The 24,234-nt window shown below is 65.2% G+C and carries 23 protein-coding genes, 1 pseudogene and 1 riboswitch; of the genes and pseudogenes, 21 read left to right on the top strand and 3 right to left on the bottom strand.

Annotated elements, in window-relative coordinates:
* Positions 1–66: 66 nt before the first annotated feature.
* A complete protein-coding gene (gene ettA / locus AB7849_RS01885; RefSeq protein ID WP_147627921.1) occupies positions 67–1,728 on the bottom strand; it encodes an energy-dependent translational throttle protein EttA in 1,662 nt (553 codons plus the stop codon).
* Positions 1,729–1,895: 167 nt separating this feature from the next.
* Here ettA and AB7849_RS01880 point away from each other — a divergent pair.
* The 12 genes and pseudogenes from AB7849_RS01880 to AB7849_RS01825 all read left to right on the top strand — a co-directional run.
* Positions 1,896–2,699: pseudogene (locus AB7849_RS01880) on the top strand (DUF817 domain-containing protein); the annotation flags it as partial.
* 120 nt (positions 2,700–2,819) lie between these two features.
* The gene (gene glyA / locus AB7849_RS01875) at positions 2,820–4,073 is read left to right on the top strand and encodes a serine hydroxymethyltransferase (protein WP_008214461.1); all 1,254 of its coding nucleotides are present in this window, start codon (positions 2,820–2,822) and stop codon (positions 4,071–4,073) included.
* A gap of 98 nt (positions 4,074–4,171) precedes the next feature.
* Positions 4,172–4,702 (top strand): transcriptional regulator NrdR, encoded by a 531-nt coding sequence (nrdR, locus tag AB7849_RS01870; protein WP_037101497.1) that lies wholly within the window; start codon positions 4,172–4,174, stop codon positions 4,700–4,702.
* Between the two features lie 149 nt (positions 4,703–4,851).
* Positions 4,852–6,021, top strand: a complete 1,170-nt coding sequence (gene ribD, locus AB7849_RS01865) for a bifunctional diaminohydroxyphosphoribosylaminopyrimidine deaminase/5-amino-6-(5-phosphoribosylamino)uracil reductase RibD (protein WP_008214459.1) — start codon at positions 4,852–4,854, stop codon at positions 6,019–6,021.
* 107 nt (positions 6,022–6,128) lie between these two features.
* Positions 6,129–6,298, top strand: a riboswitch (FMN riboswitch).
* 127 nt (positions 6,299–6,425) lie between these two features.
* The gene (locus AB7849_RS01860; protein WP_008214458.1) at positions 6,426–7,067 is read left to right on the top strand and encodes a riboflavin synthase; all 642 of its coding nucleotides are present in this window, start codon (positions 6,426–6,428) and stop codon (positions 7,065–7,067) included.
* A gap of 138 nt (positions 7,068–7,205) precedes the next feature.
* A complete protein-coding gene (ribB, locus tag AB7849_RS01855) occupies positions 7,206–8,297 on the top strand; it encodes a 3,4-dihydroxy-2-butanone-4-phosphate synthase (RefSeq protein WP_008214457.1) in 1,092 nt (363 codons plus the stop codon).
* Between the two features lie 205 nt (positions 8,298–8,502).
* Positions 8,503–9,510: an LD-carboxypeptidase gene (locus AB7849_RS01850; RefSeq protein ID WP_008214456.1), complete on the top strand. Its 1,008-nt coding sequence runs from the start codon at positions 8,503–8,505 to the stop codon at positions 9,508–9,510.
* A gap of 46 nt (positions 9,511–9,556) precedes the next feature.
* Positions 9,557–10,018 carry a 6,7-dimethyl-8-ribityllumazine synthase gene (gene ribH, locus AB7849_RS01845; protein ID WP_008214455.1) on the top strand — a complete coding sequence of 154 codons (462 nt, stop codon included), beginning with the start codon at positions 9,557–9,559 and terminating at the stop codon, positions 10,016–10,018.
* The gene (gene nusB, locus AB7849_RS01840) at positions 10,018–10,464 is read left to right on the top strand and encodes a transcription antitermination factor NusB (protein ID WP_037101506.1); all 447 of its coding nucleotides are present in this window, start codon (positions 10,018–10,020) and stop codon (positions 10,462–10,464) included. The genes ribH and nusB overlap by 1 nt, the downstream gene beginning before the upstream one ends.
* Entirely contained in the window at positions 10,464–11,021 is a 558-nt protein-coding gene (locus AB7849_RS01835) for a GNAT family N-acetyltransferase (RefSeq protein WP_008214452.1), read from the top strand. The genes nusB and AB7849_RS01835 overlap by 1 nt, the downstream gene beginning before the upstream one ends.
* Before the next feature lie 13 nt (positions 11,022–11,034).
* Positions 11,035–12,003, top strand: a complete 969-nt coding sequence (gene thiL, locus AB7849_RS01830; protein ID WP_369500500.1) for a thiamine-phosphate kinase — start codon at positions 11,035–11,037, stop codon at positions 12,001–12,003.
* Positions 12,000–12,551 (top strand): phosphatidylglycerophosphatase A family protein, encoded by a 552-nt coding sequence (locus tag AB7849_RS01825; RefSeq protein ID WP_008214449.1) that lies wholly within the window; start codon positions 12,000–12,002, stop codon positions 12,549–12,551. The genes thiL and AB7849_RS01825 overlap by 4 nt, the downstream gene beginning before the upstream one ends.
* Before the next feature lie 139 nt (positions 12,552–12,690).
* On the opposite strand, the gene AB7849_RS01820 is transcribed toward AB7849_RS01825, so the two are convergent.
* Positions 12,691–14,175 carry an alpha-L-fucosidase gene (locus AB7849_RS01820; protein ID WP_008214447.1) on the bottom strand — a complete coding sequence of 495 codons (1,485 nt, stop codon included), beginning with the start codon at positions 14,173–14,175 and terminating at the stop codon, positions 12,691–12,693.
* Positions 14,176–14,338: 163 nt separating this feature from the next.
* Between AB7849_RS01820 and AB7849_RS01815 the strand changes: the two genes are divergently transcribed.
* From AB7849_RS01815 to AB7849_RS01790, 6 genes are all read left to right on the top strand, one after another.
* Positions 14,339–15,304: a potassium channel beta subunit family protein gene (locus AB7849_RS01815; RefSeq protein WP_008214446.1), complete on the top strand. Its 966-nt coding sequence runs from the start codon at positions 14,339–14,341 to the stop codon at positions 15,302–15,304.
* A 141-nt stretch (positions 15,305–15,445) separates the two neighbouring features.
* Positions 15,446–16,342, top strand: coding sequence for an ABC transporter ATP-binding protein (locus AB7849_RS01810; protein ID WP_008214444.1), 897 nt, complete (start codon positions 15,446–15,448; stop codon positions 16,340–16,342).
* Between the two features lie 80 nt (positions 16,343–16,422).
* Complete coding sequence (locus AB7849_RS01805) at positions 16,423–17,088, top strand: hypothetical protein (protein ID WP_157618180.1); 666 nt, start codon at positions 16,423–16,425, stop codon at positions 17,086–17,088.
* Entirely contained in the window at positions 17,085–17,852 is a 768-nt protein-coding gene (locus tag AB7849_RS01800; protein WP_369500499.1) for a hypothetical protein, read from the top strand. The genes AB7849_RS01805 and AB7849_RS01800 overlap by 4 nt, the downstream gene beginning before the upstream one ends.
* A 157-nt stretch (positions 17,853–18,009) precedes the next feature.
* Positions 18,010–18,237, top strand: coding sequence for a hemin uptake protein HemP (hemP, locus tag AB7849_RS01795; RefSeq protein ID WP_008214439.1), 228 nt, complete (start codon positions 18,010–18,012; stop codon positions 18,235–18,237).
* A gap of 139 nt (positions 18,238–18,376) precedes the next feature.
* The gene (locus AB7849_RS01790) at positions 18,377–18,952 is read left to right on the top strand and encodes a hypothetical protein (RefSeq protein WP_008214437.1); all 576 of its coding nucleotides are present in this window, start codon (positions 18,377–18,379) and stop codon (positions 18,950–18,952) included.
* Between the two features lie 69 nt (positions 18,953–19,021).
* Here the strand turns inward: AB7849_RS01790 and AB7849_RS01785 are convergent, their stop codons facing one another.
* On the bottom strand, positions 19,022–20,179 hold the full coding sequence (locus AB7849_RS01785) for a fatty acid desaturase family protein (protein WP_237711898.1): 1,158 nt from the start codon (positions 20,177–20,179) through the stop codon (positions 19,022–19,024).
* Positions 20,180–20,555: 376 nt separating this feature from the next.
* Here AB7849_RS01785 and AB7849_RS01780 point away from each other — a divergent pair, with 376 nt between their 5' ends.
* The 3 genes from AB7849_RS01780 (at position 20,556) to AB7849_RS01770 (ending at position 24,176) form a co-directional block, all read left to right on the top strand.
* Positions 20,556–21,827 (top strand): efflux RND transporter periplasmic adaptor subunit, encoded by a 1,272-nt coding sequence (locus AB7849_RS01780; RefSeq protein ID WP_008214434.1) that lies wholly within the window; start codon positions 20,556–20,558, stop codon positions 21,825–21,827.
* A gap of 229 nt (positions 21,828–22,056) precedes the next feature.
* The gene (locus tag AB7849_RS01775) at positions 22,057–22,782 is read left to right on the top strand and encodes an ABC transporter ATP-binding protein (RefSeq protein ID WP_008214433.1); all 726 of its coding nucleotides are present in this window, start codon (positions 22,057–22,059) and stop codon (positions 22,780–22,782) included.
* Positions 22,783–22,829: 47 nt separating this feature from the next.
* The gene (locus AB7849_RS01770) at positions 22,830–24,176 is read left to right on the top strand and encodes a TolC family outer membrane protein (RefSeq protein ID WP_008214432.1); all 1,347 of its coding nucleotides are present in this window, start codon (positions 22,830–22,832) and stop codon (positions 24,174–24,176) included.
* The last annotated feature ends 58 nt before the right edge of the window (positions 24,177–24,234 follow it).

Genomic DNA, 24,234 nt, shown 5'->3' with positions numbered 1-24,234 from the left:
GCTCCCTCATCATAGATAGGGCGACATGGATAGGGCGACCGGATCGGCCGCTCCTGCCCGCATCAGTCAGGCCAGCTTCTTGTACTTCACCCGGTGCGGCCGTGCGCCTTCGTCGCCCAGGCGGCGCTTCTTGTCGGCTTCGTACTCGTTGTAGTTGCCGGGGAAGAATTCGACGTGCGAGTCGCCTTCGAAGGCGATGATGTGGGTGGCGATGCGGTCGAGGAACCAGCGGTCATGCGAGATCACCATCGCGCAGCCGGGGAATTCCAGCATCGCGTCTTCCAGTGCGCGCAGGGTTTCCACGTCCAGGTCGTTGGACGGTTCGTCGAGCAGCAGCACGTTGCCGCCCTGCAACAGGGTCTTGGCCAGGTGCAGGCGACCGCGTTCGCCGCCGGACAGGTTGCCGACGATCTTCTGCTGGTCGGTGCCCTTGAAGTTGAAGCGGCCGATGTAGGCGCGCGACTGGATCTCGAAGTTGCCGATGGTGAGGATGTCCGAGCCGCCGGACACTTCCTGCCACACGTTGTTCTTGTCGTCGAGCATGGCGCGCGACTGGTCGACGTAGGCCAGCTTGACCGTATGGCCCAGCTTCACTTCGCCGGTATCCGGCTGTTCCTTGCCGATGATCAGTTTCATCAGGGTGGATTTGCCGGCGCCGTTCGGGCCGATCACGCCGACGATGGCGCCCGGCGGCACCTTGAACGACAGGTCGTCGATCAGCAGGCGGTCGCCGAAGGACTTGCTGACGTTCTTGAACTCGATCACTTCCTGGCCCAGGCGCTCGCCCGGCGGAATGAAGATCTCGTTGGTCTCGTTGCGGTGCTGGTACTCGACCGAGTTCAGCTCCTCGAAGCGGTTCAGGCGCGCCTTGCCCTTGGACTGGCGGCCCTTGGCGGCCGAGCGCACCCACTCCAGTTCCTTCTCGATCGCTTTCTGGCGCGACTTCTCCTGGTTCGCTTCCTGCTTCAGGCGCTGATCCTTCTGCTCCAGCCACTCGGTGTAGTTGCCCTTCCACGGGATGCCGCGGCCGCGATCCAGTTCGAGAATCCACTCGGCGGCGTTGTCGAGGAAGTAGCGGTCATGGGTGACGGCCACCACGGTGCCCGGGTAGTCGTGCAGGAACTGCTCCAGCCAGTCCACCGACTCGGCGTCCAGGTGGTTGGTGGGCTCGTCCAGCAGCAGCATGTCCGGCTTGGACAGCAGCAGGCGGCACAGCGCCACGCGGCGCTTCTCGCCGCCGGACAGCGGTCCGATCTTCGCGTCCCACGGCGGCAGGCGCAGGGCGTCGGCCGCCACTTCCAGCTGGCGCTCCAGCGCGTGGGCGTCGTTGGCGGCAAGAATGCCCTCCAGCGCTTCCTGCTCCTTGGCCAGCTTGTCGAAATCCGCGCCTTCCTCGGCGTATGCCGCATAAACCTCTTCGAGGCGTTTCTGCGCGTCGAGCACTTCGGAAACGCCTTCCTCGACGGCTTCGCGCACGGTCTTTTCCGGATCGAGCTGCGGTTCCTGTGCCAGGTAGCCGACCTTGGTGCCGGGGTTGGCGCGTGCTTCGCCCTGGAAGTCGGTATCCACGCCGGCCATGATCTTCAGCACGGTGGACTTGCCCGCGCCGTTGACGCCGAGCAGGCCGATCTTCGCGCCAGGGAAGAACGACAGCGAGATGTCCTTGATGATCTGGCGCTTGGGCGGGACGATCTTGCTGACCCCGTTCATGGTGTAGATGTACTGCATGTCGACTCCGGAGGCTGCACTGCGGCGAGCACCCGGCTGGGTGCCGCACAAACCCCCATTATAGCGGTTGCCGCGATCGACCGGCGCCCGCCTTTTGCCATGCCGCCGCACGGCACAAGCCATCTCTGCCAGTGATTCTGCCTGCTCAGCGGACTGGGGCAGGGCACATGAACAGGAGCGTGGAACGGGGCGGCGGGGTACGGCTGGCGGCATTCGATCGCTGGCTGGGCGGGCGATCGATGGCGCGTGGCCGACTCGCCGTCTTCGCCCATGAATTCGTCTGTTTTGGCCTGAAACAGGCCTCTGCCTGCCTGTTTGGCGGCCTGATGGTGGCTTTGCTGCTGGTGAGCTGGCGCTGGTACCCGCGTGGTGCGTGGCTGGCCCGCTACGACTTCCTCACCCTGGCCGCCGTGGCGATCCAGTGCGGCCTGCTGCTGGCCCGGCTGGAAAGTCGCGAGGAGGCGAAGGTGATCCTGCTGTTCCACGTGGTCGGCACGGCGATGGAACTGTTCAAGACCGCGGTGGGCTCGTGGAGCTACCCGGAACCCTCGCTGCTGCGACTGGGCGGCGTGCCGCTGTTTACCGGCTTCATGTACGCGGCCGTGGGCAGCTACATCGCCCGTGCCTGGCGGTTATTCGATTTCCGCTTCAGCCGGCACCCGCCATTTGGGGCGACGGTGGCGCTGGCCGTGGCCATCTACCTCAATTTCTTTACCCATCACTACCTTCCGGATGCCCGGCCGGTGCTGTTTGTGGCGGTGGCGGTGCTGTTCGGCCGTTGCCAGGTGCACTACCGGGTCCGACGGATACACCGGCGCATGCCGCTGCTGTTGGGCTTCGTGCTGGTGGCGCTGTTCATCTGGGGGGCCGAAAACATCGGTACATACAGTCACGCATGGTTGTATCCGGCGCAGCGGCACGGTTGGCACATGGTCCCGCCCGGCAAGCTGGGTTCGTGGCTGCTGCTGATGATCATCAGTTACGTGATGGTGTCGGCGTTGCACCGGCCGAATCGGGTGCCGGTGGCCGCAACCCGGCGGCGGCGCTACACTTTCGGGATTAACCTCCACCACACACCCGCAGAGGCTCGAATGTTCACCAAGGACTGCACGATCGCCGGTTATGACGACGAACTGGCCAAGGCCATCGCCGACGAAGGACGCCGCCAGGAAGACCACGTCGAGTTGATCGCCTCGGAGAATTACGCCAGCCCGCGGGTGATGGAAGCACAGGGTTCCAAGCTCACCAACAAGTATGCGGAAGGCTATCCGTCCAAACGCTACTACGGTGGCTGCGAGTACGTGGACGTGGCCGAGAAGCTGGCGATCGAGCGCGTGAAGCAGCTGTTCGATTGCGATTACGCCAACGTGCAGCCGCATTCCGGTTCGCAGGCCAACCAGGCGGTGTACTTCGCATTGCTGCAGCCGGGCGACAAGATCCTGGGCATGAGCCTGGCGCATGGCGGCCATCTCACCCACGGCGCCAAGGTCAACATTTCCGGCAAGCTCCTCGACGCCGTGCAGTACGGCGTGGATGACAACGGCATCGTCGACATGGACGAGGTCGAGCGCCTCGCCGTGGAGCACAAGCCGAAGATGATCGTGGCCGGATTCAGCGCCTATTCGCAGGTGATGGACTGGGCGCGTTTCCGCGCCATCGCCGACAAGGTCGGCGCCTACCTGTTCGTGGACATGGCGCACGTCGCCGGTCTGGTCGCCGCAGGCGTGTATCCGAGCCCGTTGCCGCACGCGCACGTGGTCACCTCCACCACGCACAAGACCCTGCGCGGTCCGCGTGGCGGCATCATCCTGGCCAAGGGTGCGGGCGAGGAGATCGAGAAGAAGCTGCAGTCGATCGTGTTCCCTGGCATCCAGGGTGGCCCGCTGATGCACGTGATCGCGGCCAAGGCGGTGGCGTTCAAGGAAGCACTGGAGCCGGCGTTCAAGGCCTACCAGACGCAGGTGGTGAAGAACGCGCAAGCGATGGCCAAGACCATCATCGCGCGCGGCTACAAGATCGTTTCCGGTGGTACCGAGAATCACCTGATGCTGATCGACATGATCGGCAAGGGCGTCACCGGCAAGGCCGCGGAAGCCGCGCTGGGCAAGGCGCACATCACGGTCAACAAGAACGCCGTGCCGAACGACCCGCAGAAACCCTTTGTCACCTCCGGTCTGCGCGTGGGTACGCCCGCCGTCACCACCCGCGGCTACCAGGAAGCCGATTGCGTGGAGCTGGCCGGCTGGATCTGCGACGTGCTCGATGCGCCGGAAGACGAGGCGGTGATCGCCGCCGTGCGCGCCAAGGTCGAGGCGCAGTGCAAGAAATTCCCGGTGTACGGCTGAGAGCGAGAAGTGAGTGAAGAGGAGTGAGAAGTGAGAGACGGCCGCAGCTTCTGATGCTTTCCTCTCGCTCCTCACTTCTCTACCCTCACTCCTGACCCATGCATTGCCCCTTCTGCCAGCACGAAGACACCCGCGTGATCGATTCGCGGCTTGCCGAGGACGGTGCCACCGTTCGTCGTCGTCGTGAGTGTCCGCAGTGCGGCGAGCGCTTCAACACCTTCGAGACGGCGGAGTTGAAGCTGCCCACCCTCGTCAAGAGCGGCGAGCGGCGGGAGTCGTTCGACGAACGCAAGCTGCGCATCAGCTTCGAGCGTGCGTTGCAGAAGCGGCCGGTAAGCAGCGATGCGGTGGACACGGCGGTACGCGAGATCATCAACGACCTGCGCCGCAGTGGCGAACGCGAAGTGGCTTCGCGTCAGGTCGGCGAACTGGTGATGCGCGAGTTGAAGAAGCTCGACCAGGTGGCTTACGTGCGTTTCGCCTCGGTGTATCGCAAGTTCGAGGACGTGCAGGCCTTCCGCGAAGAGATCGAGAAGCTCGAGCGTGATCTGCCGGAACTGGAGAAATTGCAGCTTTCGCTGCTCGGCGGCGACCAGGGTACGGCGTCGCGTCGCCCCCGCAAGGGCTGACGGCTTTCTTCTCCTCTCCACATGAGGAGAAGGATGGGTGAAAGGACGTTCTCGCCTCACCGTATGCTCGAAGCGCACTCCAGTGCGACACTATCGCCAGCCCGTCCCCTCACCTCGGTCCTCTCCCCGGAGGGGAGAGGAAGACAAGCATGACCTTCACCGTCGTCGATCACCTGCACATGGCGCATGCACTGCGTCTGGCCGAGCGTGGACTGTTCACCACCCAGCCCAATCCGCGCGTAGGTTGCGTCATCGCGCAGGGGGCCGAGGTGGTAGGGGCAGGATTCCACCAACGCGCCGGCGAACCGCATGCGGAAGTGTTTGCGCTGCGCGAAGCTGGCGAGCGTGCGCGTGGCGCCACCGCCTACGTCACGCTTGAGCCTTGTGCCCATCACGGCCGCACGCCGCCGTGCGCCGATGCGCTGGTGGCTGCGGGCGTGGCCCGCGTGGTGATCGCGGCCGAAGACCCGTTCCCCAAGGTGGCCGGGCGCGGCATCGAAAAGCTGCGTGCCGCCGGCATCGTGGTGGAAAACGGCCTGCTGCGCGAGCAGGCACGTGAGCTGAACATCGGCTTCTTCAGCCGCATCGAGCGTGGTCGCCCGTTCGTGCGGGTGAAGCTGGCCATGAGCCTGGATGGCCGCACCGCGCTGGCCAATGGCGAATCGAAGTGGATCACCGGTGCCGCCGCGCGCGCCGACGTGCAGCGCTGGCGCGCACGCAGCAGCGCCATCCTCACCGGCAGCGGCACCGTGCTGGCCGATAACCCCCGCCTCACCGCTCGATTGAACGAAGGTTTTTCCCTCTCCCCCATGGGGAGAGGGCAGGGTGAGGGGCGGGTGCTCGCGACAGACTCGCCTGATGCCGAGGCCATGGCCTCCGTTCCGCCCCTGCGCGTCGTGTTGGACCGTCACTTGCGCACTCCGCCCGACAGCCACGTGCTGGACGACTCGGCGCCGACCCTGTTGTTGCACGGTGTCGCCGCGGCTTGCCCGGACGATCGTTTTTCGCAGGTCGAACGCGCGGTTGTCGCGGAACGGAATGAGGCATTCGACCTGTCTGCGGTCCTCGCCCTGCTGGCCGCCCACGATGTCAACGAAGTGCACGTCGAAGCCGGTCCGACCCTCTGTGGGGCGCTGTTCGCTGCGGGTTTGGCCGACGAACTGCTGCTCTACGTGGCGCCGATCCTGCTCGGAGACAGCGCGCGTCCGTTGCTGAAACTGCCGTCGTTGGCCGACATGGCGGCACGCTGGCGCTTGCAACTGTGCGACCAGCGCATGCTGGGGCAGGACCAGCGCCTGCGTTTTCGCCCGGCGAGCTGAGCGGGACGATCCGGCCCCATGCGCCGGACGCAGCGTTCTCCGGCAGGACACAAGCGGCCGCGGTGGTAGTGCTAGACTGCGCAAGCCGACTTCTGCCGGCATCAGTACGACGTCTTCAGGGCGGGGCGAAATTCCCCACCGGCGGTAGGCCTTTCGAGGCGAGCCCGCGAGCGCCTTCGCCGCAACGCGAAGGGTCAGCAGATCCGGTCGAATGCCGGAGCCGACGGTTGGTAGCGGGTGACCGCTGCCTCATAGTCCGGATAAAGAGAAGACGGTTCGACGCGAGGCCTTGCGGCTTCGCGTCGGCCTCATGCCTTGGGGCGTTCTCGCATTCAACGCGGAGAACGTTTCATGATCACGATTCATCCGAAAGTTCCAGCCACCGCCCCGCGGGAGGTGCGCTGATGTTTACCGGCATCATCCAGACCGTGGGCCGCATCGCGCGGCTTGAACCACGTGGCGGCGACGTGCGTCTGCATGTCGACAGTACCGATCTCGATCTGACCGACGTGCAACTCGGCGATTCCATCGCGGTGTCCGGCGTGTGCCTGACTGCGGTGACGCTGGCGCCGCACGGCTTCGGCGCCGATGTCTCCAACGAAACCCTGGCGCTCACCACGCTGGGCGCGCTGAAGCCCGGCGATCCGGTGAACCTGGAAAAGGCGCTGCGCCTGGCCGACCGGTTGGGCGGGCACATGGTTTCCGGCCATGTCGACGGTCTCGGCAAGGTGGTTTCGATCACCCCGGACGGCCGCTCGCAACGCTGGACCTTCGAGGTGCCGGCGGCGCTGGCGCGCTATATCGCCGCCAAGGGTTCGATCTGCATCGACGGCACCAGCCTCACCGTCAACGAGGTTTCCGGCCTCCGTTTCGGCGTCAACCTGATTCCGCACACGGTCGAGCACACCGCCTTCCGTGCACGACGTGCGGGCGACGCGGTGAACATCGAAGTGGACGTGGTGGCGCGCTATATCGAGCGGCTGCTGTCCGGCGGCGAAGCACCGAAGCTGGACGAGGCGTTCCTCAAGCAGCACGGCTTCGCCTGAAAGCGGGGAGCGAGTGGAGAGGAGTGAGGAGTGAGGAGTGAGAGAAAGTCTCGCACGTGCAGCCTTTCTCTCACTCCTCACTTCTCGTTTCTCACTCCTTCAACAGCGAGCGGCATCAACCTTTCCCGGAATACACCCATGTCATTCAACACCATCCCCGAAATCCTCGAAGACATCCGCCTCGGCCGCATGGTCGTGATCCTCGACGACGAAGATCGCGAGAACGAGGGCGACATCGTCATGGCCGCCGAAAAGGTGCGCCCGGAAGACGTCAACTTCATGGTGCGCGAGGCGCGCGGTCTGTTGTGCCTCACGCTTACCGAGCAGCGCACGCGCCAGCTCGGCCTGCGTCCGATGGTCAGCGACAACACTTCGCCGTACCACACCAACTTCACCGTCTCGATCGAGGCGGCCGAGGGCGTTACCACCGGCATCTCCGCGCATGACCGCGCACGCACCATCCAGGTGGCGGTGAACGCCGACGCGAAGCCGCAGGACCTGGCCCAGCCTGGCCACGTCTTCCCGCTGACCGCGCAACCCGGCGGCGTGCTGACTCGCGCCGGCCACACCGAGGCTGGCTGTGACCTTGCCGGCCTGGCCGGGCTGGAGCCTTCCGCCGTGCTGATCGAAGTGCTGCACGAGGACGGTTCGATGGCACGCCGTCCCGAACTGGAGATCTTCGCCAGGAAGCACGGTTTGAAGATCGGCAGCATCGCCGACCTGATCCGCTACCGGCTGGAAACCGAAAAGACCGTGCAGCGCGTGCACGAGGAAGCCGTCGAGACCGAATTCGGCGCGTTCCGCCTGGTGGCCTATCGCGACGTGATCCGGCGCGGCCTGCATTTCGCGCTGGTGCGCGGTGCGGTGGACGACGGCGCACCCGTGCTCACCCGCGTGCACGTGCGCAATACCTTGTCCGACGTGCTGCACCTGAAGCGCGACGATCTTGGCCTCACCGTCACCTCGGCCCTGCGCCGCATCGCCGATGAAGATCGCGGCGTGCTGCTGGTGCTGTCCGGCGAAGACACTTCCGAAGCCCTGCTCGCGCATCTGCAGCGCCAGCCGCTGCAAGTGGCACCGGAAGATGCCCAGCAACAGGAGTGGCGCCAGCACGGTCTGGGCGCGCAGATGCTGGCCGACCTCGGCGTGCACCAACTGCGCGTGCTCGGCACGCCGCGCAAGCTGGTGGGGCTGGGTGGTTTCGGGCTGGAAGTGGTGGAGCACGTCTGACGCACTGCCGTACATGATGTGTGTAGGAACCCGCTAGCGGGCGATGCTCTTGCTCTGACGCTCCCGTAAGCGGAAAGCAAAAGCATCGCCCGCCAGCGGGCTCCTGCCGCAGCAATGGCTGCATTGGCCGACGCAGGACATGGTTTGGCCATGCAGCGACATGCTTGTCGCCGCATAATCCGGGTTTCTTCCATCGAGCGAGTCCATGCCCGCCATCCAGATCCAACTGATTGCTCCGTCGGGCTATCCGCATGATCGCGCCGCACTGGCGCGGGGCGTGGAACGGCTGCGCGGAGCCGGTTGTGCGCTGAGTGGCCTGGACGTGCTTGAACGCAGCGAGCTGCGCTTCGCCGGCAGCGACGCCGAGCGGTTGGCAGATATCAACCACCTGGCCGATTTGTCGACGCTACCAGACCTGGTACTGACCACCCGCGGCGGTTATGGGGCCTCGCGACTGCTGCCGCATTTGCGCTACGACGCGTTGCGCGAGCGCCTCGCAGAAACACCGATTCCGCTGGTCGGCCACAGCGATTTCACCGCCTTGCAATTGGCACTGCATGCAAAAAGCGGTCTGTGCACTTTCAGCGGCCCGCTGCTGGCGGACCTGGGAACGGATGCCCACGACGACGACTTCAGCTGGCGGCACTTCTGGTCCACGCTGACGTCATCGTCGACCACGCTGGCATGGGCGGACGCAGGCGTGGCCGACGTCGACGCCAGCGGGCCGTTGTGGGGCGGCAACCTGGCCGTGTTGTGCAGCCTGCTTGGTACGCCGTATTTCCCCGGTGCAAAGGGTGGCGGGATCGACGGCGGCATCCTGTTTGTCGAGGATGTCGGCGAGCCGCCGTTCCGCATCGAACGGCTGCTGTACCAGCTGCATCTGTCCGGCGTGCTTGGCCGCCAGCAGGCGCTGGTGCTGGGTGGCTTCAGCCATTGCCGGCCCGGCCCCAACGACAACGGCTACGATCTTGCCGCGGCGTTTGCGCAGATCGAACGAGTCGCGGGCATTCCGGTGGTGCATGGCTTGCCGCACGGCCATGGCGCGCGCCAGCTCACCCTGCCGTTTGGTGCGCCGGCGCGGTTGCGGGTGGAAGGCGGGTCTGCGCGGCTGGATTTCCATGGCTATCCGCATTTGCCGCTTGGCTCCTCCCCAGCCGTCCCCGGCAGGCAGGGGAGGGAGCAAGGGCAAGCAGGATCAACGCCAAACCCGTAAAATGGCCGGTCTGCATGGGCCGTGCGTCCAACCAAGGAAATCCGCAATGAAGATCATCGAAGGCGATTTCGCCACGCCCAAGGGCCGTTTTGCCATCGTCGCCGGCCGTTTCAACGGCTTCGTCGTCGAGCCGCTGGTGGCCGGTGCCCGCGACGCGCTGGTGCGCCACGGCGTGAAGGACACGGCGATCGACCTGGTGCGCGTGCCGGGCGCGTGGGAAATCGCGCTGGCGGCGCACAAGCTGGCCAACTCCGGCAAGTACGCGGCGGTGATCGCGCTGGGTGCGGTGATCCGCGGTTCCACCCCGCACTTCGACTACGTGGCCGGCGAATGCGCCAAGGGCCTGGCCCAGGCCGCTTACAGCGCCGGCGTGCCGGTGGCGTTCGGTGTGTTGACCACCGACAGCATCGAGCAGGCGATCGAACGTTCCGGCACCAAGGCCGGCAACAAGGGCGCCGACGCCGCCATGGCCGCGCTGGAAATGGTCAACCTGTACGGTCAGCTGTGATGAACAACCGCCCCGAGGGTATCGATCTCGCCGCGCGCTCGCGCGCCCGGCGCCGTGCATTGCAGGCGCTGTACGCATGGCAGTTGAGCGGCAGCCACATGAACGCGGTGATCGACCAGTTCCGCCACGAGCAGGACATGGAGATCGCCGATCTCGAATACTTCGAAGACCTGCTGCACGGAGTGGAGAAGAACGTCGACGTGCTCGACGAAGCGCTGCGCCCGCATATCGACCGCGAAGTCGCCCAGATCGATCCGATCGAGCGCGCCGCCCTGCGCCTGGCCGCGTATGAATTGAAGTTCCGTCCCGACGTGCCGTACCGGGTCATCATCAACGAGGCCATCGAAGTCACCAAGCGCTTCGGTGCCGACCATGGCCACAGCTACGTCAACGGCGTGCTGGACAAGCTGGCGACCGAACTGCGCGCGGTCGAGAAGCGCGGCTGATGCAGCGCGCCGGTGCGGGGTCCGCCGTGGATGGCCTGGTGCCGGTGCTGGAAACCGAGCGGCTGCGCCTGCGTGGCCATCGCGCTGAAGATCACGAGGCACTCGCCGCGATCTGGGCCGATCCCGAAGTGATCCGCTACATGGGCGGTACGCCGTCCAGCTGGCAGGAATCGTGGATGCGCCTGTTGCGCTATCCCGGGCTGTGGGCGCTGCTCGGCTACGGTTTTTGGGCCATCGAAGAGAAGGCCAGCGGACGCATGATCGGCGATATCGGCTACACCGATTTCAAGCGCGAGATCGAGCCGCCGCTGGATGGCATGCCCGAGCTCGGCTGGGCACTCGCCCGGGACACGCAAGGCAAGGGCTACGCCAGCGAAGCGCTGGCCGCCGTGCTGGCCTGGGGGCGGGTCCACTTCGGGGCGCACCGCGCCACCTGCATCATCGATCCGGACAACGCCGCATCCATCCGGCTTGCGACCAAGGCGGGGTTCCGCTTCTCACACGCAACCACGTATCGCGGCGACCCCACCCACGTGTTCGTTCGCGACGAAGCCTGACGACGCGACGCCGATGGAATTCCGCCTGATCGATCGCATCCGCGAACTTACCGGCCAGCCGCGCGACGACGTGAAGCTGGGCATCGGCGACGACGGCGCCGTGCTGGCCATGCCGGCCGGGCGGGAGCTGGTGATGGCCATCGACACCATGGTCGAAGGCACGCATTTCCTGCCCGGTACCGCAGCGGCCGACCTGGGCTGGAAATCGCTGGCGGTGAATCTGTCGGACCTGGCTGCGATGGGTGCCGAGCCGGCCTGGGCCATGCTGGCGCTGACCTTGCCGCGCGCCGACGCGGATTTTGTCGAGGGTTTCGCCGAAGGCTTCGCGCAACTAGCCGGCCGGTATCGATTGGCCCTGGTCGGCGGCGACACCACCGGCGGGCCGTTGTGCCTGAGCGTGGCCGTGCACGGTTTCGTGCCGCCGGGACAGGCGTTGACCCGTACCGGTGCGCGGATCGGCGACGAAGTGATGGTCACCGGCACGCTGGGCGATGCGGTGGCCGGGCTGTTTGCGTTGCGCGATCCGCCGCTCGACGACGCGCACCGCGCCGCGTTGCGCCAGTCATTGGTCGACCGGCTGACTCGGCCGGAACCGCGGGTTGCCGCGGGTATCGCCTTGCGTGGGCTGGCCACGGCCTGCGTGGATATCTCCGATGGCCTGCTGGCCGACCTCGGCCATATCTGCGAAGGCAGTCGCGTGGGGGCGGAGCTGGAGGCGTCGCAGTTGCCGCGTTCGGCCGCACTGCGCGAACTGCATGGCGACGATGAGTCGCTGCAACTGGCGCTGGGCGGCGGCGACAACTACGAACTCTGCTTCACCGTGCCGCCCGAACGGGTGGCGCAAGTGCAATCGACACTGGCCGGCATCGGCTGCCCGATGACGCGGATCGGGCGTATCGTCGACGGCGCTGGCGTCCACGTGCGCGCGGCGGATGGCAGCCCGCAGGCCATCACGATGAAAGGCTGGGAGCATTTCGCATGAGCGCCAGGAAAACACTGAGCCCCGACCAGCGCCGCGCCTTGCTGGCCACGCCGGCCGGCTGGCTCGCCTGCGGTTTCGGTTCCGGCCTCACGCCCAAGGCACAGGGCACGTTCGGTTCGCTGGCGGCGTTGTTGCCGTGGCTGCTGCTGCGCCATCTTTCGCTGCCGCTGTATGTGCTGGTGCTGCTGCTCGGATTCGGCGTGGGCGTGTGGGCCAGCAACGTGGCCAGCCGCGCGCTTGGCGTGGCCGATCACCGCAGCATCGTATGGGACGAATTCATCGGCCAGTGGATCGCCCTGATCCCGTTGCTGCTCCCGGCCTTCCAACCAAGCTTCCAGTCAACGAGTCTGACGACGTGGAGTCCGGCGACGTGGTGGAGCGTCGCCGCCGGCTTCGTGCTGTTCCGCCTGTTCGACGTATGGAAGCCGTGGCCGATCAGCTGGCTCGACCGCCGCGTCAAGGGCGGCCTCGGCGTGATGATCGACGACGTGATCGCCGGCATCTTCGCCGCGGTGGTGCTGGGGATCGCGCTGCATTTCCTCGGCTGAATTCGGCCTCGGGACGGCTTCTTTGACACTCCCGGAAATACCTTTCGACGCTGGGTAGGAGCGCACCCTGTGCGCGAACGCCCTGACGCCCGATCGAAGCCAAAAGCTTTCGCGCACGGGTGCGCTCCTACCAGACTCGTCACTTTTCGTTGTGTCCCGGTCCGTAGCGATGGTCGGGGCCACGGTAAGCCGCTACCCGGGCCAGCCGTGGCGTGCCATAGCCGAATTCCAGCGACAGGCGTAGTTTGCGGGTGCGCACCGGGTCCATCCGGGTGAGCTTCTTGTGGCCGATGGTGGTGCCCCAGCACAGCGGCTTCCAGGCATCGTTCTCCCAGTGTTCGACGAGGTGGTTGGCGATGTTTTGCCCGTGCGCGATCGCTTCGCCCAGTTCCAGCGTGTCGAACTCGATTTCGCGGGGCAGCTCGAATTCCAGCCAACTGTCGCGGGCCGTTGAAGCCGCGCTCCAGTACGTGTCCGGGTCGGCGTCGAGCACATGCGCGGGAAGGTTGGGCGCGACGCTGCTGCTGGCGCGCACGTGGGCGCCGCGCAGCAGGTTGTGGGCGAACAGCGCCTCGCGTTGCGCGGTGAAGCCTTGCAACGTGGCAATGTCTTCGCTTTCGAACAGGCCGTCGCGATTGGGCGGCACGTTGAGCAGCAGTTTGCTGTTATGGCCGACCGAACTGAAATACAGCGCCATCAGGTTGTCCGGCGTGCGCACCTGGTCGTTCTGGTCGGCGTGCCAGAACCAGCCGGGACGGATCGACACGTCCGATTCGCCGGGCCGCCATGCACTCCCATGCGGATCGCCGTGGCCGAGCAGGTCGCCGACCCAGGGGCGGTCGTAGCCGGGGTAGGGCACGCTGGCGGGGTCGACGGTGGACCAGCAGGTGTCGGCGGCCTTGCCTTGTTCGTCGCCGATCCAGCGCACGTCCGGTCCGGCGTCGGAAAACATGATCGCGTCGGGCTGCAGTCGGCGCACGGTGGCGTGGATGCGCGGCCAGTCGTAAGCCTGCTTGCGGCCGTTCGGGCCTTCACCGTTGGCGCCGTCGAACCACACCTCCACGATCTTGCCGTAATGCGTCAGCAGTTCGGTGAGCTGGGCGATGTAGAAGTTGTTGTAGGCCTCGCCGGTGCCGTAGCTCTTGGCGTTGCGATCCCATGGCGAGAGGTAGAGTCCCGCGCCGAGGCCCTCGGCATGGCAGGCATCGACGAACTCGCGCACCACGTCGCCCTTGCCGTGTTTCCACGGGCTGCTCGCCACCGAGTGCGTGGTGGTTGCCGTGGGCCACAGGCAGAAGCCGTCGTGGTGTTTGGCGGTGAGGATCATGCTGCGGAAGCCGGCGGCCTTGGCCGTGCGTGCCCATTGCCGCGCGTCGAGCTTGCGCGGATTGAAGATCGCCGGTGATTCCGTGCCGTCGCCCCATTCCTTGCCGGTGAAGGTGTTCACCGTGAGATGCACGAACATCGCCAGTTCTTCGCGTTGCCAGCGCAGTTGTTGTGGGGAAGGGCGAGGTCGTGCGCTCGTCGGTGCGGGTGTCGTTGCGGCGGCGGTGGCCAGGCGTGAGCCACTGGCACCCAATACGGCGACGGCCGAGCCGGCAAGCAGAAAACGGCGACGATCCATGCATCTCTCCCGAGTTGGCTGCCCGCGGGGTTGCGACGGACACTCGGTGGAATATAGTCCGATTTAATCGACCCAAAAACCGCATGAGCATCGGTCGGGCGTGGACGACAACGTCTTTGCCCGGCATGCTCGCCCGTTACCTGTATCGATGAAGGATTTCCCCATGCAATACCGTCGCCTTGGTCATTCCGGCCTGCAACTGTCCGCGCTGTCGTTCGGCGCCTGGGTCACCTTCGGCCAGCAGGTGGGGCGTGCGCAGGCGCGCGAACTGCTGGCGCTGGCCTACGACAACGGCGTCAATTTTTTCGACAACGCCGAGATCTACAACCATGGCGAAGCCGAGCGGGTGATGGGCGACGTGCTGGCCGACCTGCGCTTCCCGCGCGACAGCTATTGCGTGTCCAGCAAGGTCTACTTCGGCGCGGTGAAGGACCCCAAGCCGACCCAGCGCGGGCTGTCGCGCAAGCACGTGATCGAGGCCTGCCACCAGGCACTGGAACGCCTGCGCATGGAGCACCTGGACCTGTATTTCTGCCATCGCCCCGATCCGGATACACCGATCGTCGAGACCGTGGCGGCGATGGACATGCTGGTGCGCCAGGGCAAGGTGATGTACTGGGGTACCAGCGAATGGCCGGCCGAGGCGATCCTCGAAGCGCATCGCGTGGCGAAGGAAAACCATCTGGCCGCGCCGACCATGGAGCAGCCGCAATACAACCTGCTGCACCGCGAGCGCGTGGAAGTGGAATACGCCTCGCTGTACGACAGTTGCGGCATGGGCACCACGATCTGGTCGCCGCTGGCCTCCGGCGTGCTCACCGGCAAATATAACGACGGCATCCCCGGCGATGCGCGTTTGTCGCAACCGGGTTACGAATGGCTGCGCGAGGAAGTGTTGGGCAAGGGCGATCGCATCGCCAAGGTGCGCCGCCTGCAACCGATCGCCGACGATCTGGGTGTAAGCCTCACCCAACTGGCCATCGCCTGGTGCCTGCTCAACCCGCACGTCTCCACCGTGATGCTGGGCGCCAGCAAGCGCGAACAACTGGAGCACAACCTCGGCGCGCTGGAGATCCTGCCGAAGCTGGACGAAGCGGTGCAAAAGCGCATTGAGCAAGCAGTGGCCTGAACCGGGATCGAGCCCGGACCTTGGCCTGGCTCGCGGTTTTTTTTGAGTTTGCGGGCGTGGCAGTTTTTCAACCTCCATTGCAAGATGACCCTGCGAGCGGCTCGCGGATGATGCGATCAAACCTGACGGATTTCGGCATGCATGACTGACGAACTGGCCATTGAAACCCATGGTCTGACCAGGCACTACGGCAAGGTCGAGGCGGTGCGTGGCCTGAGCCTGGCGGTGGAGCGTCAATGCATCACGGGGTTCCTCGGGCGCAATGGTGCCGGCAAGAGCACCACGATCAAGATGCTGCTCGGCATGATCCGTCCCACGGCCGGCACCGGCCGGGTGCTGGGGTACAACATCGCCGATCCCGCGCAGAGTCTGCAGATTCGCCGACGCATTGCCTACGTGGGCGAAGACAAAGGCTTGTACGGCTACATGACCGTTGCCGAACTCATTCGTTTCACGCGCTCGTTCTATCCGGATTGGCAGCCGCACATCGAGGCGCATCTGCTCAAGGCATACCAGTTGCCGCCGGGGCGCAAGGTCAAGGCGATTTCCAAAGGCATGCGCACCAAGTTGGCCCTGCTGCTGGCGCTGGCGCGACGGCCCGAACTGATCATCCTCGACGAACCTTCGGAAGGACTCGATCCGGTTTCCATCGAGGAGCTGTTGCAAACCTTGCAGGAGGTGCGGGCCGGCGGTACCAGCGTGTTCTTTTCCTCGCATCAGCTGAGCGAGGTGGAGCGGATTGCCGACCGTGTGCTGATGATCGATCACGGGCAACTGGTCATGAATGCCCGGCTCGGCGACCTGCTCGACAACTACCGCAACATCGTCATGGAGTTCGGAGCGCAGGCCCCGGTGCCGACGGCGTTCGCGCTTGCGGGGGTCGAGCGGTTGCGAATCAAGGGGCGGCAGGTCTGGGTGCTTGCCAGCTCCAACGTCGAGGGCATCGTGGCCCATGCGCGTACGCTTGATGCCACCGTGCAGGTGACGCCCGTGAACTTGCGCGATGTCTTCCTCGACCTCGTCAGGGAAGCGCCCTGATGCTTTGGTACAAGATGTGGCGAGAGAGCCGGGTTCGCTTCGCCATCAGTGCGGTGGCCTTGTTGTGGATGTGCGGCGCCGTGGTGCTGTTGCAACAACAAGTACGCGCCCATGCCGATGAACCCTTGAGCTATGTGCGCTATATCTGGCATGCGGTTTACAAGGCCAACGCGCTGGATCTGTACATCCTGTTGGTGATCGTGCTCGGACTCGGCGGCGTGCAGCAGGAGCGTGCCCAGGGTACGGCTGGATTTACGCTGTCACTGCCGCTGAGCCGGTGGCGATTGGTCGCCACCCGGGCCGTCACGGGATGGGTCGAGGTGGCAGTGCTCGCGCTGTTGCCGGCGTTGCTGATCCCGTTGCTGTCGCCCTGGGTCGGACAAACCTTTCCGTTCCTGCGTGCCTTGCAGTTCAGCGTGCTGTGGGCCGGTTGCGGCATGGTGATCTTTGCGCTGACGTTTTTCTTCTCGACCGTTCTGGCGGGGGCCTATTTGCCTGCGATCGCTTCCGTGGCGGCGGTGGTCGGGTGTTCCATGTCTGCGGGGCTGCCGCTGTTTGAGCGCTTTCCGGCGCTCGATTTGATCGACACCATGCACGGCGCGCAGCTGCTGCTCTCCCCGGGCAATGCATCGCTGGGCGCCTTTGCCGTTCCACTGCCCTGGTTGTCGCTGGGTCTGTATGCATTGCTGGCGTTGTGTCTGACCGGAGTGGCCGGCGGCATCACGGCACGTCGGGATTTTCCATGAATGCCATGATGCCTTTGCTGTTCAAGGCCTGGCGCGAGAGCCGGGGGCGGTTCCTGCTCAGCGTCGCGTTGCTGGCGACAATCTGCGCCGCCGGCGTCATCTTTCGCGGCAGCCTGATGAAGGTGTTTGTCCCGAACGCGTCGTTTGTCGGCGCGCCCTATGTGGGTTACATCTACCGCCTGGTCTACGGCGGCGCGGCGCGCGGCTTGTTTACCATCCTGGTCATGGTGCTTGCGTTGGGCGGCTTGCAGCGTGAGCGCCTGCATCGAGTGGTGGGATTCACGCTGGCGCTGCCCGTGAGTCGTGCGCAGCTGGCAGGTGCGCAGGCGCTGCTTGGACTGGGGCAGGTGGCGGCTCTGTCGGCGCTGCCGCTGATCGTGCTGGGCGTGGGCTCACGGCTGGTGCACGTGTCGTATCCGTTGGAGCAGATGTGGCGCTTCGGCCTGCTATGGCTTGCCGGCGGGGCGGTGTTTTTTGCCGTGGCGTTTCTGGCCGCGACGCTGTTTCGCAGCGAATATGCCGCATTGGCCGTGTCGTTCGTTTTCATGATCTTTTATCCCGTCACGGTGATGTTCCCTCCATTGAATCGGTATCCGTTGAATCTCCACCACATCATGTCCGGCTTGGCCATGCCGTATTTCGATGCGCGTCATGCGCTGCTGGTGGGGGCGCCGCCGTGGATGTTGCTGGTTTCGATGATGGCGGTGGCCGGCGCGTTGATCGTGCTGGCGGTTCAAATCACCAGGCAACGCGATTATTCGTAGCGATGGTTGCGTCGCTGGGTGCGGTGGAAAGCATCGCGGCTGAAACCAAGGAATGCAGCAGTGCGAGCCCCGACCCGGGAGCTGTCGCGGAAAGGCTTGACAGTCAAATGAGAATCATTATCATCAACTCCGCCCCTGACTGATGCGGAGTCCAGCCATGTCGCTGTCCACCACCTTGAGCCTTCCCCTCGAAGCGGCCAGCTTGCCGCGTTCGTTCCGCCTGTTGTCGCTGAAGCGTTCCCCAACCCGCGAGCCGGAGAGCGACATCAGGCGCATTTCCAGCCAGTCGCTGTTGGCTGGCGAGCGCGAGCTGGTGATCCAGCACCAGGGCAACGAATACCACCTGCGCCTGACTCGCAACGACAAGCTGATCCTGACCAAGTAAGTGCATGGCGGGCAGGGATGCCCGACTCTTCGCATGGCACGGCTCTGTGCCGCGCCTCTTCCTTCTTCCTTCCCCGACCAAGCCGATACCGCCCCCAGCGGTTGCCAGCCGGGCCATCCATGCATCCGTGGAGGTTTCCATGTTCGGCTGGCTGGCAACTCATCCCGTGGCGCTGTGTCGGCGTGCCTCTGCGCCACCGGTGCAGCGACGCTGCTTCCGCATGTCGCCCCTGCAACTGACCGAACATCTGCCGCGGCTGGGGCAGGTGCTGTACGTGGCCGATGCGCGTCCACTCGCGGCGCTGGACGAGCCACCTCCTGGCTGGCTGGTGGAACAGTGCGAACTGGCCCCGTTGCTGCACACGCACTGGTTGATGGCCGCCAGCATGGTCAGTGACGACGGTCCGCGCGAATGGCTGGAATGCCTGGATCGTCGCGGCAATGCCTGTGCCCGGCTGCATCTGCTGCCCGATACTGATTATCTCGCGTGGGACGCCTTGCTGGCAGCGGCTGCACCGACGCCGGAAGCTGCGCGCGGACGCCACGCATTGCGCGCGGGCGATGCCTGCGTGACACGTTTTCGTCGCCGCCATCTGGCCGGGCTGCTGGCACTGGGGCGCGCGGCGGCCACGCCGATTTCGGCCCTGGGGCGGGATATTGCACTGCGCATTGCGCAGGCCGAAGCGGTGAAGCTGCAGTGGCCCGCGATCTGCTGAGATCGGCTTTCGCTTTCCCTGCGGAACATGTGCCGCCGTCCAGCCTTCAGGCTGGCGGCGGCCATTCGATCAAGTCGCGGGTACCGGCTCTGCTGTTGCAGCGATGACCGGCATGCCCAGCCGGCGCAGCAGGCGGTAGTGCGACGCGATGCCGGCAGCGAACGTGCGGTTCTGCAGGTAGGGAATGCCGAACTCGTGGCAAGTCTCTTCCACCACGCGCGAAATCGCCGGGTAGTGCACGTGGGAGATGCGCGGAAAGAGGTGGTGTTCCACCTGGAAGTTCAGACCGCCGACCAGCCAGCTGAGTACACGATTGTCGCGGGCGAAATCCACGGTGGTTTCCAGCTGATGAATCGCCCACGGCGTGTCCATCTGCATGCGGTCGGCCCGTGGCTCCGGAAAGGCCGCCTCTTCCACGACATGCGCCATCTGGAACACTAGCGCCAGCAAGATGCCGGCGACCGCAGCCGTCACTGTGTAGAAAAGCAGCACCACGCCGATGGGGTGAAAGACCAGTGGCAGGCCGAAGGCGAGCGTGAAAAACACCAGCTTGCCGAGCACGAAGATCACCAGGTCCCGGCCACGCGGCCGCGCGAACGGGCGCTCGCCGATGGTGCCGGTGATGATGTCGCGGAAATTGCCATACAAGTGCCAGCGGATCGCGGTGACACCGTACAGCGGCCACAGATAGAAGTGCTGCCAGCGGTGCCATGGCCGTCGCGGCTGTCGTGGCGACAGCCGCCCCAGCACGCCGAGGTCGATGTCGCTGTCGTGGCCGGCAACGTTGACCCAGGTGTGGTGGAAGCGGCCGTGCTTCCACTGCCAGAGGTAGGAGCTGCCACCGACCATGTCCAGCGTGACCGCCGTTGCCTGGTTGATCCAGCGGTGCTTCGAATACGCCTGGTGGCCGCCGTCGTGCATGATGTTGAAGCCGATTTCCGCCATCGCCACCCCGAGCACGATGCTTAGTGGCCAGGCCTGCCATCCGCGGGTGGCGAAGAACACCAGGGCGATGTAGGAGAGCGCGAATACGCCAAGGATGATGGCGGTTTTCAGGTACATCCGCGCACTGTCGCGCTGGCTGTGTCCCGTGCGCTTGAGCTCAGCATCGACGCGCCGTCGCAGTTCCTGATGGAAGGCGTTGTCACCACTGAATTTCAGTGGCTTCTCACGGGCGCTGGAGGGGGCGGCGACAGGGTCCCCGCGATGTGGCGAATCGAGGGGCATGAGAAAACCTGACGGACGATACGCGCTGATCATACCTTGTGGTGCATAACGTGCGTGTTACGCATGTCGGCACGCGCCGGAAGCATCATGTCCATCGCGTGGCGGCTGCGGCATCGCTCGGGCAAACCCTGTGATGTGCTTGCCGGGGAGTCGTCCCGGCCGCGGCGGGTCAGACGACTGGCCAGCGTTCTTCCCCTTGTCCGATGACGGTATGGCGGACGTCCGGCTGTCCGCGAGAGTGTCCGCGGACGCCGAATGGTGCCCGGGGTGGTTTTCCAAGTGGATGATCTGAAAGAATTTTATGGGCGACGTCAGGCTGGCACGCGGATTGCTGTAGTGAGTGTGGGGTCGCACGGTATGCGGCCGGGACTGCATCATGATTCGCGACACCTCCGCTCAAGACCGCATGGTCGAGGTCAAACCCAACCGCAAGCGCCGCTTGCTGTTCATCGGTATCGGCGTGGCCGTGCTGGTGGTGCTGGGGCTGGCGATGCCCGGCATCCTGCGGCTGTTTTCCGCCCAATCGTCGGTCAGCGCGTCGCGCCTGGCATTCGCCACGGTCGAGCGCGGCCCGTTCGTGCGCGACATTGCCGCCGAGGGCAAGGTGGTGGCGGCCAACAGCCCCACGCTGTATGCCACGTATGGCGGTGCCGCCGTGCTGAAGGTACGTGCCGGCGACACCGTGAAGAAGGGCCAGATCCTCGCCGTGATCGACAGCCCGGAGCTGCACAACAAGCTGGCGCAGGAACAGTCCAAGGCCGATGCGATGCAGGTGGATTACCTGCAGGCACAGGTGGATGCGCGCACCAAGCGCGGCGACCTGCAGAAGTCCTTCGACAACGCGCGCATCGACGAGAAGAGCGCCGAGACCAATCTCGACCGTGAGCAGAAGGCGTTTGCCGCCGGCGCCGCCACCGGGGTGGAAGTCGACCAGGCCAAGGACGCGCTGGAGAAGGCGCGCATTGCGCTGTCGCATGCCAAGTCCGACCTGGGCATGAACAACGATAGCCTGAACTTCAACATCCAGGCGAAGAAGCTGGCGCACGACAACCAGATGCTGGTGGTGCAGGACCTGCAGCGCCAGGTGAACGACCTGGACGTGCGCTCGCCGGTGGATGGCCAGGTCGGCCAGTTGTTCATCGCGCCGCAGGCCACCGTGGCCAAGGACGCCCAGTTGCTCAGCGTGATCGACCTGACCGCGCTGGAAGTGGAAGTGAAGGTGCCGGAAAGCTTCGCGCGGGATCTGGCCATCGGCATGACCGGCGAGATCAGCGGCAACGGCCACACCTGGAAGGGTCTGGTCAGCGCCATCTCGCCGGAAGTGGTCAATGGCGAAGTGGCTGCCCGCGTGCGCTTCGATGGCGCCACCCCGAAGCAGCTGCGCCAGAACCAGCGCCTGTCCGTGCGCATCGTTCTGGATCATCGCGACAACGTGCTCACCGTGCAGCGCGGCTCGTTCGTGGACGAATCCGGCGGCAGCTATGCCTACGTGGTGAAAGACGGCATCGCCACCAAGACACCGATCCGCGTGGGTGCGTCGAGCATCGACAAGGTGGAGATCCTGCAGGGCCTGAAGGAAGGCCAGCAGATCGTGATCTCCGGTACCGATAGCTTCAAGGGTGCTGACCGCGTGGCGATCAGCCGGTAACGATTTTTCCTTCTCCCTCCGGGAGAAGGTGCCCGACCTGCAGGCGCAGGATGCGCCTGCGGAACAGCGAAGCTGGCCCCGCAGGGGCGAGCGACAGGGATGTCGCGAGTAAGGGCGGATGAGGGTTCGGACGAAGCGCAGTGTTTCGTTCCAGCCGGACCCTCACCCCAACCCCTCTCCCAGTGGGAGAGGGGCTCCAAAGATCCACCACCACCAAGGAACGCCAACCATGCTGAAGATGACCCACCTGTCCAAGGTCTACCGCACCGAAGTGGTGGAGACCTACGCGCTGCGCGATTTCAACATCGACGTGAAGGAAGGCGAATTCGTCGCCGTCACCGGTCCGTCCGGCTCGGGCAAGACCACCTTCCTGACCATCGCCGGCCTGCTGGAAACCTTCACCGGCGGCGAGTACCACCTCGACGGCATCGAGGTGAGCAACCTCAACGACAACGCCCGTTCGAAGATCCGCAACGAGAAGATCGGCTTCATCTTCCAGGCGTTCAACCTGATTCCCGACTTGAACGTGTTCGACAACGTGGAAGTGCCGTTGCGCTATCGCGGCATGAAGGCGCCCGAGCGCAAGCAGCGGATCATGGACGCACTGGAACGCGTGGGCCTGGCCTCGCGCGCCAAGCACTACCCGGCCGAACTGTCCGGCGGCCAGCAACAGCGCGTGGCGATTGCCCGTGCACTGGCCGGCAGCCCGCGCCTGCTGCTCGCCGACGAACCGACCGGCAACCTGGATACGCAGATGGCCCGCGGCGTGCTGGAACTGCTGGAAGAAATCCACCGCGAAGGCGCCACCATCGTGATGGTCACGCATGACCCGGAACTGGCCGCGCGTGCACAGCGCAACGTGCACATCATCGATGGCCAGGTGGTCGATCTGGCCGAAGACCCGCGCTTCCACGGCAGCGTGGTGGCCGCGCGAGAAAACACCAACCCGGCCTGAGTGCCGGCATTGCCCGTCTCCGTGATCCCCGTCTGCGAGAACCACCCATGCGTGTGAAGTTGCTGCCCGTTCTGCTCCTGCTCGCCGTCGCCCCGTTTCCGGGGCACGGCGAGGACTTGATGGACGCCTACCACCAGGCCGTTGCCAACGACCCGGTGCTGGCGACCGCCAATGCGCAACGCCTGCTGGTGGCCGAAGGCGTGCCGGTGGCGCGTTCGGCGTTGCTGCCGCAGTTGTCCGCCGGGCTGGAGCTGGACCAGATCCACAGTGGCGGGAACAGCCAGACCACTGACGGCAACGGCAACATCGTCAATACCGGCGGCGGTGGCCATACCCGGGATCGCAGCCTCAGCGGCACATTGAGCCAGCCGATCATCAACCTCTCCGCCTTCGCCAACCTGCGTGCCGCGCATGCCGCCAGCGACGCACAGGACCAGACCTATCGCGCCGCCCTGCAGAACCTCTACGTGCGCGTGGCCTCGGCCTACTTCAACGTGCTGGTGGCGCAGGATTCCGTTGACATCAACAGTGCCTACGAGAACGCCTACAAGCAGGAATACGACCAGACCAGCACGCGCTTCAAGAATGGCCTGGCGATGGCGGCGGACGTGGCACAGTCGAAGGCGTACTACCTGTATATCAAGTCGCAGCGGATCAGCGCGCAAGACCAGTTGAAGGATGCGCGCCGGGCGCTGGAGCAGATCACCGGCCAGCCGGTCGGCACGCTCAAGAAGCTGCGTGACGACCTGCCGATGCAGCCGCCCAAGCCTGACGATGCGAAGGCCTGGGTGGATGCGGCGCTGAAGACCAACCCGGTGATCCTGGCTGGCCGCTACACGGTCAGTGCCGACGAGCACAAGGTTTCGGCAGCGCGTGCGCAACACCTGCCCACGCTCAGCGCCGGGGTCGGCTACAACAAGTTCGGACAGTGGTCGAACGCCATGCCAGGCACTTCCGCCTACGGGCCGGCAACCACCACGGTGGGGCTCACGCTCACCGTGCCACTGTTCAGCGGCGGTCTCACCCATGCGCAGGTGAAGCAGGCCATCTACCAGCGCGATGCCGACCAGGGCACGCTGGAAAGCCAGCGGCGCCAGGCCGCGCGCGACGCCAACAATTACTTCAACCTGGTGGTGGACGGCATCGAGCAGGTGGACAGCGCACGCGGATCGGTGGAGGCGGCGAAGAAGTCGCTGGCCTCGATGCGCGCCGGCTACGCCATCGGCACCCAATCGCTCACCAACGTGGTGTTCGCCATCCAGACGCTGGCCAACGTGCAAAGCCAATACACCGTCGTGCGCCACCAGTTCATCCTCAACAAACTGCTGCTGAAGCAGGCCGCCGGCACGCTCGACGTGCAGGACCTGCAAGCCGTCAACGGGTTGCTGCAATGAACGGCACATGCTTGCCGAACCCTGTCCGCAGCTTCCCCTCTCCCTCCGGGAGAGGGTG

It is taken from the genome of Rhodanobacter sp. FW021-MT20 (genome assembly GCF_041107475.1).
GTDB lineage: Bacteria > Pseudomonadota > Gammaproteobacteria > Xanthomonadales > Rhodanobacteraceae > Rhodanobacter_A > Rhodanobacter_A glycinis.
The sequence above is the reverse complement of the archived record's forward strand: the minus strand, read 5'-3'. Positions and strand labels throughout refer to the sequence as shown.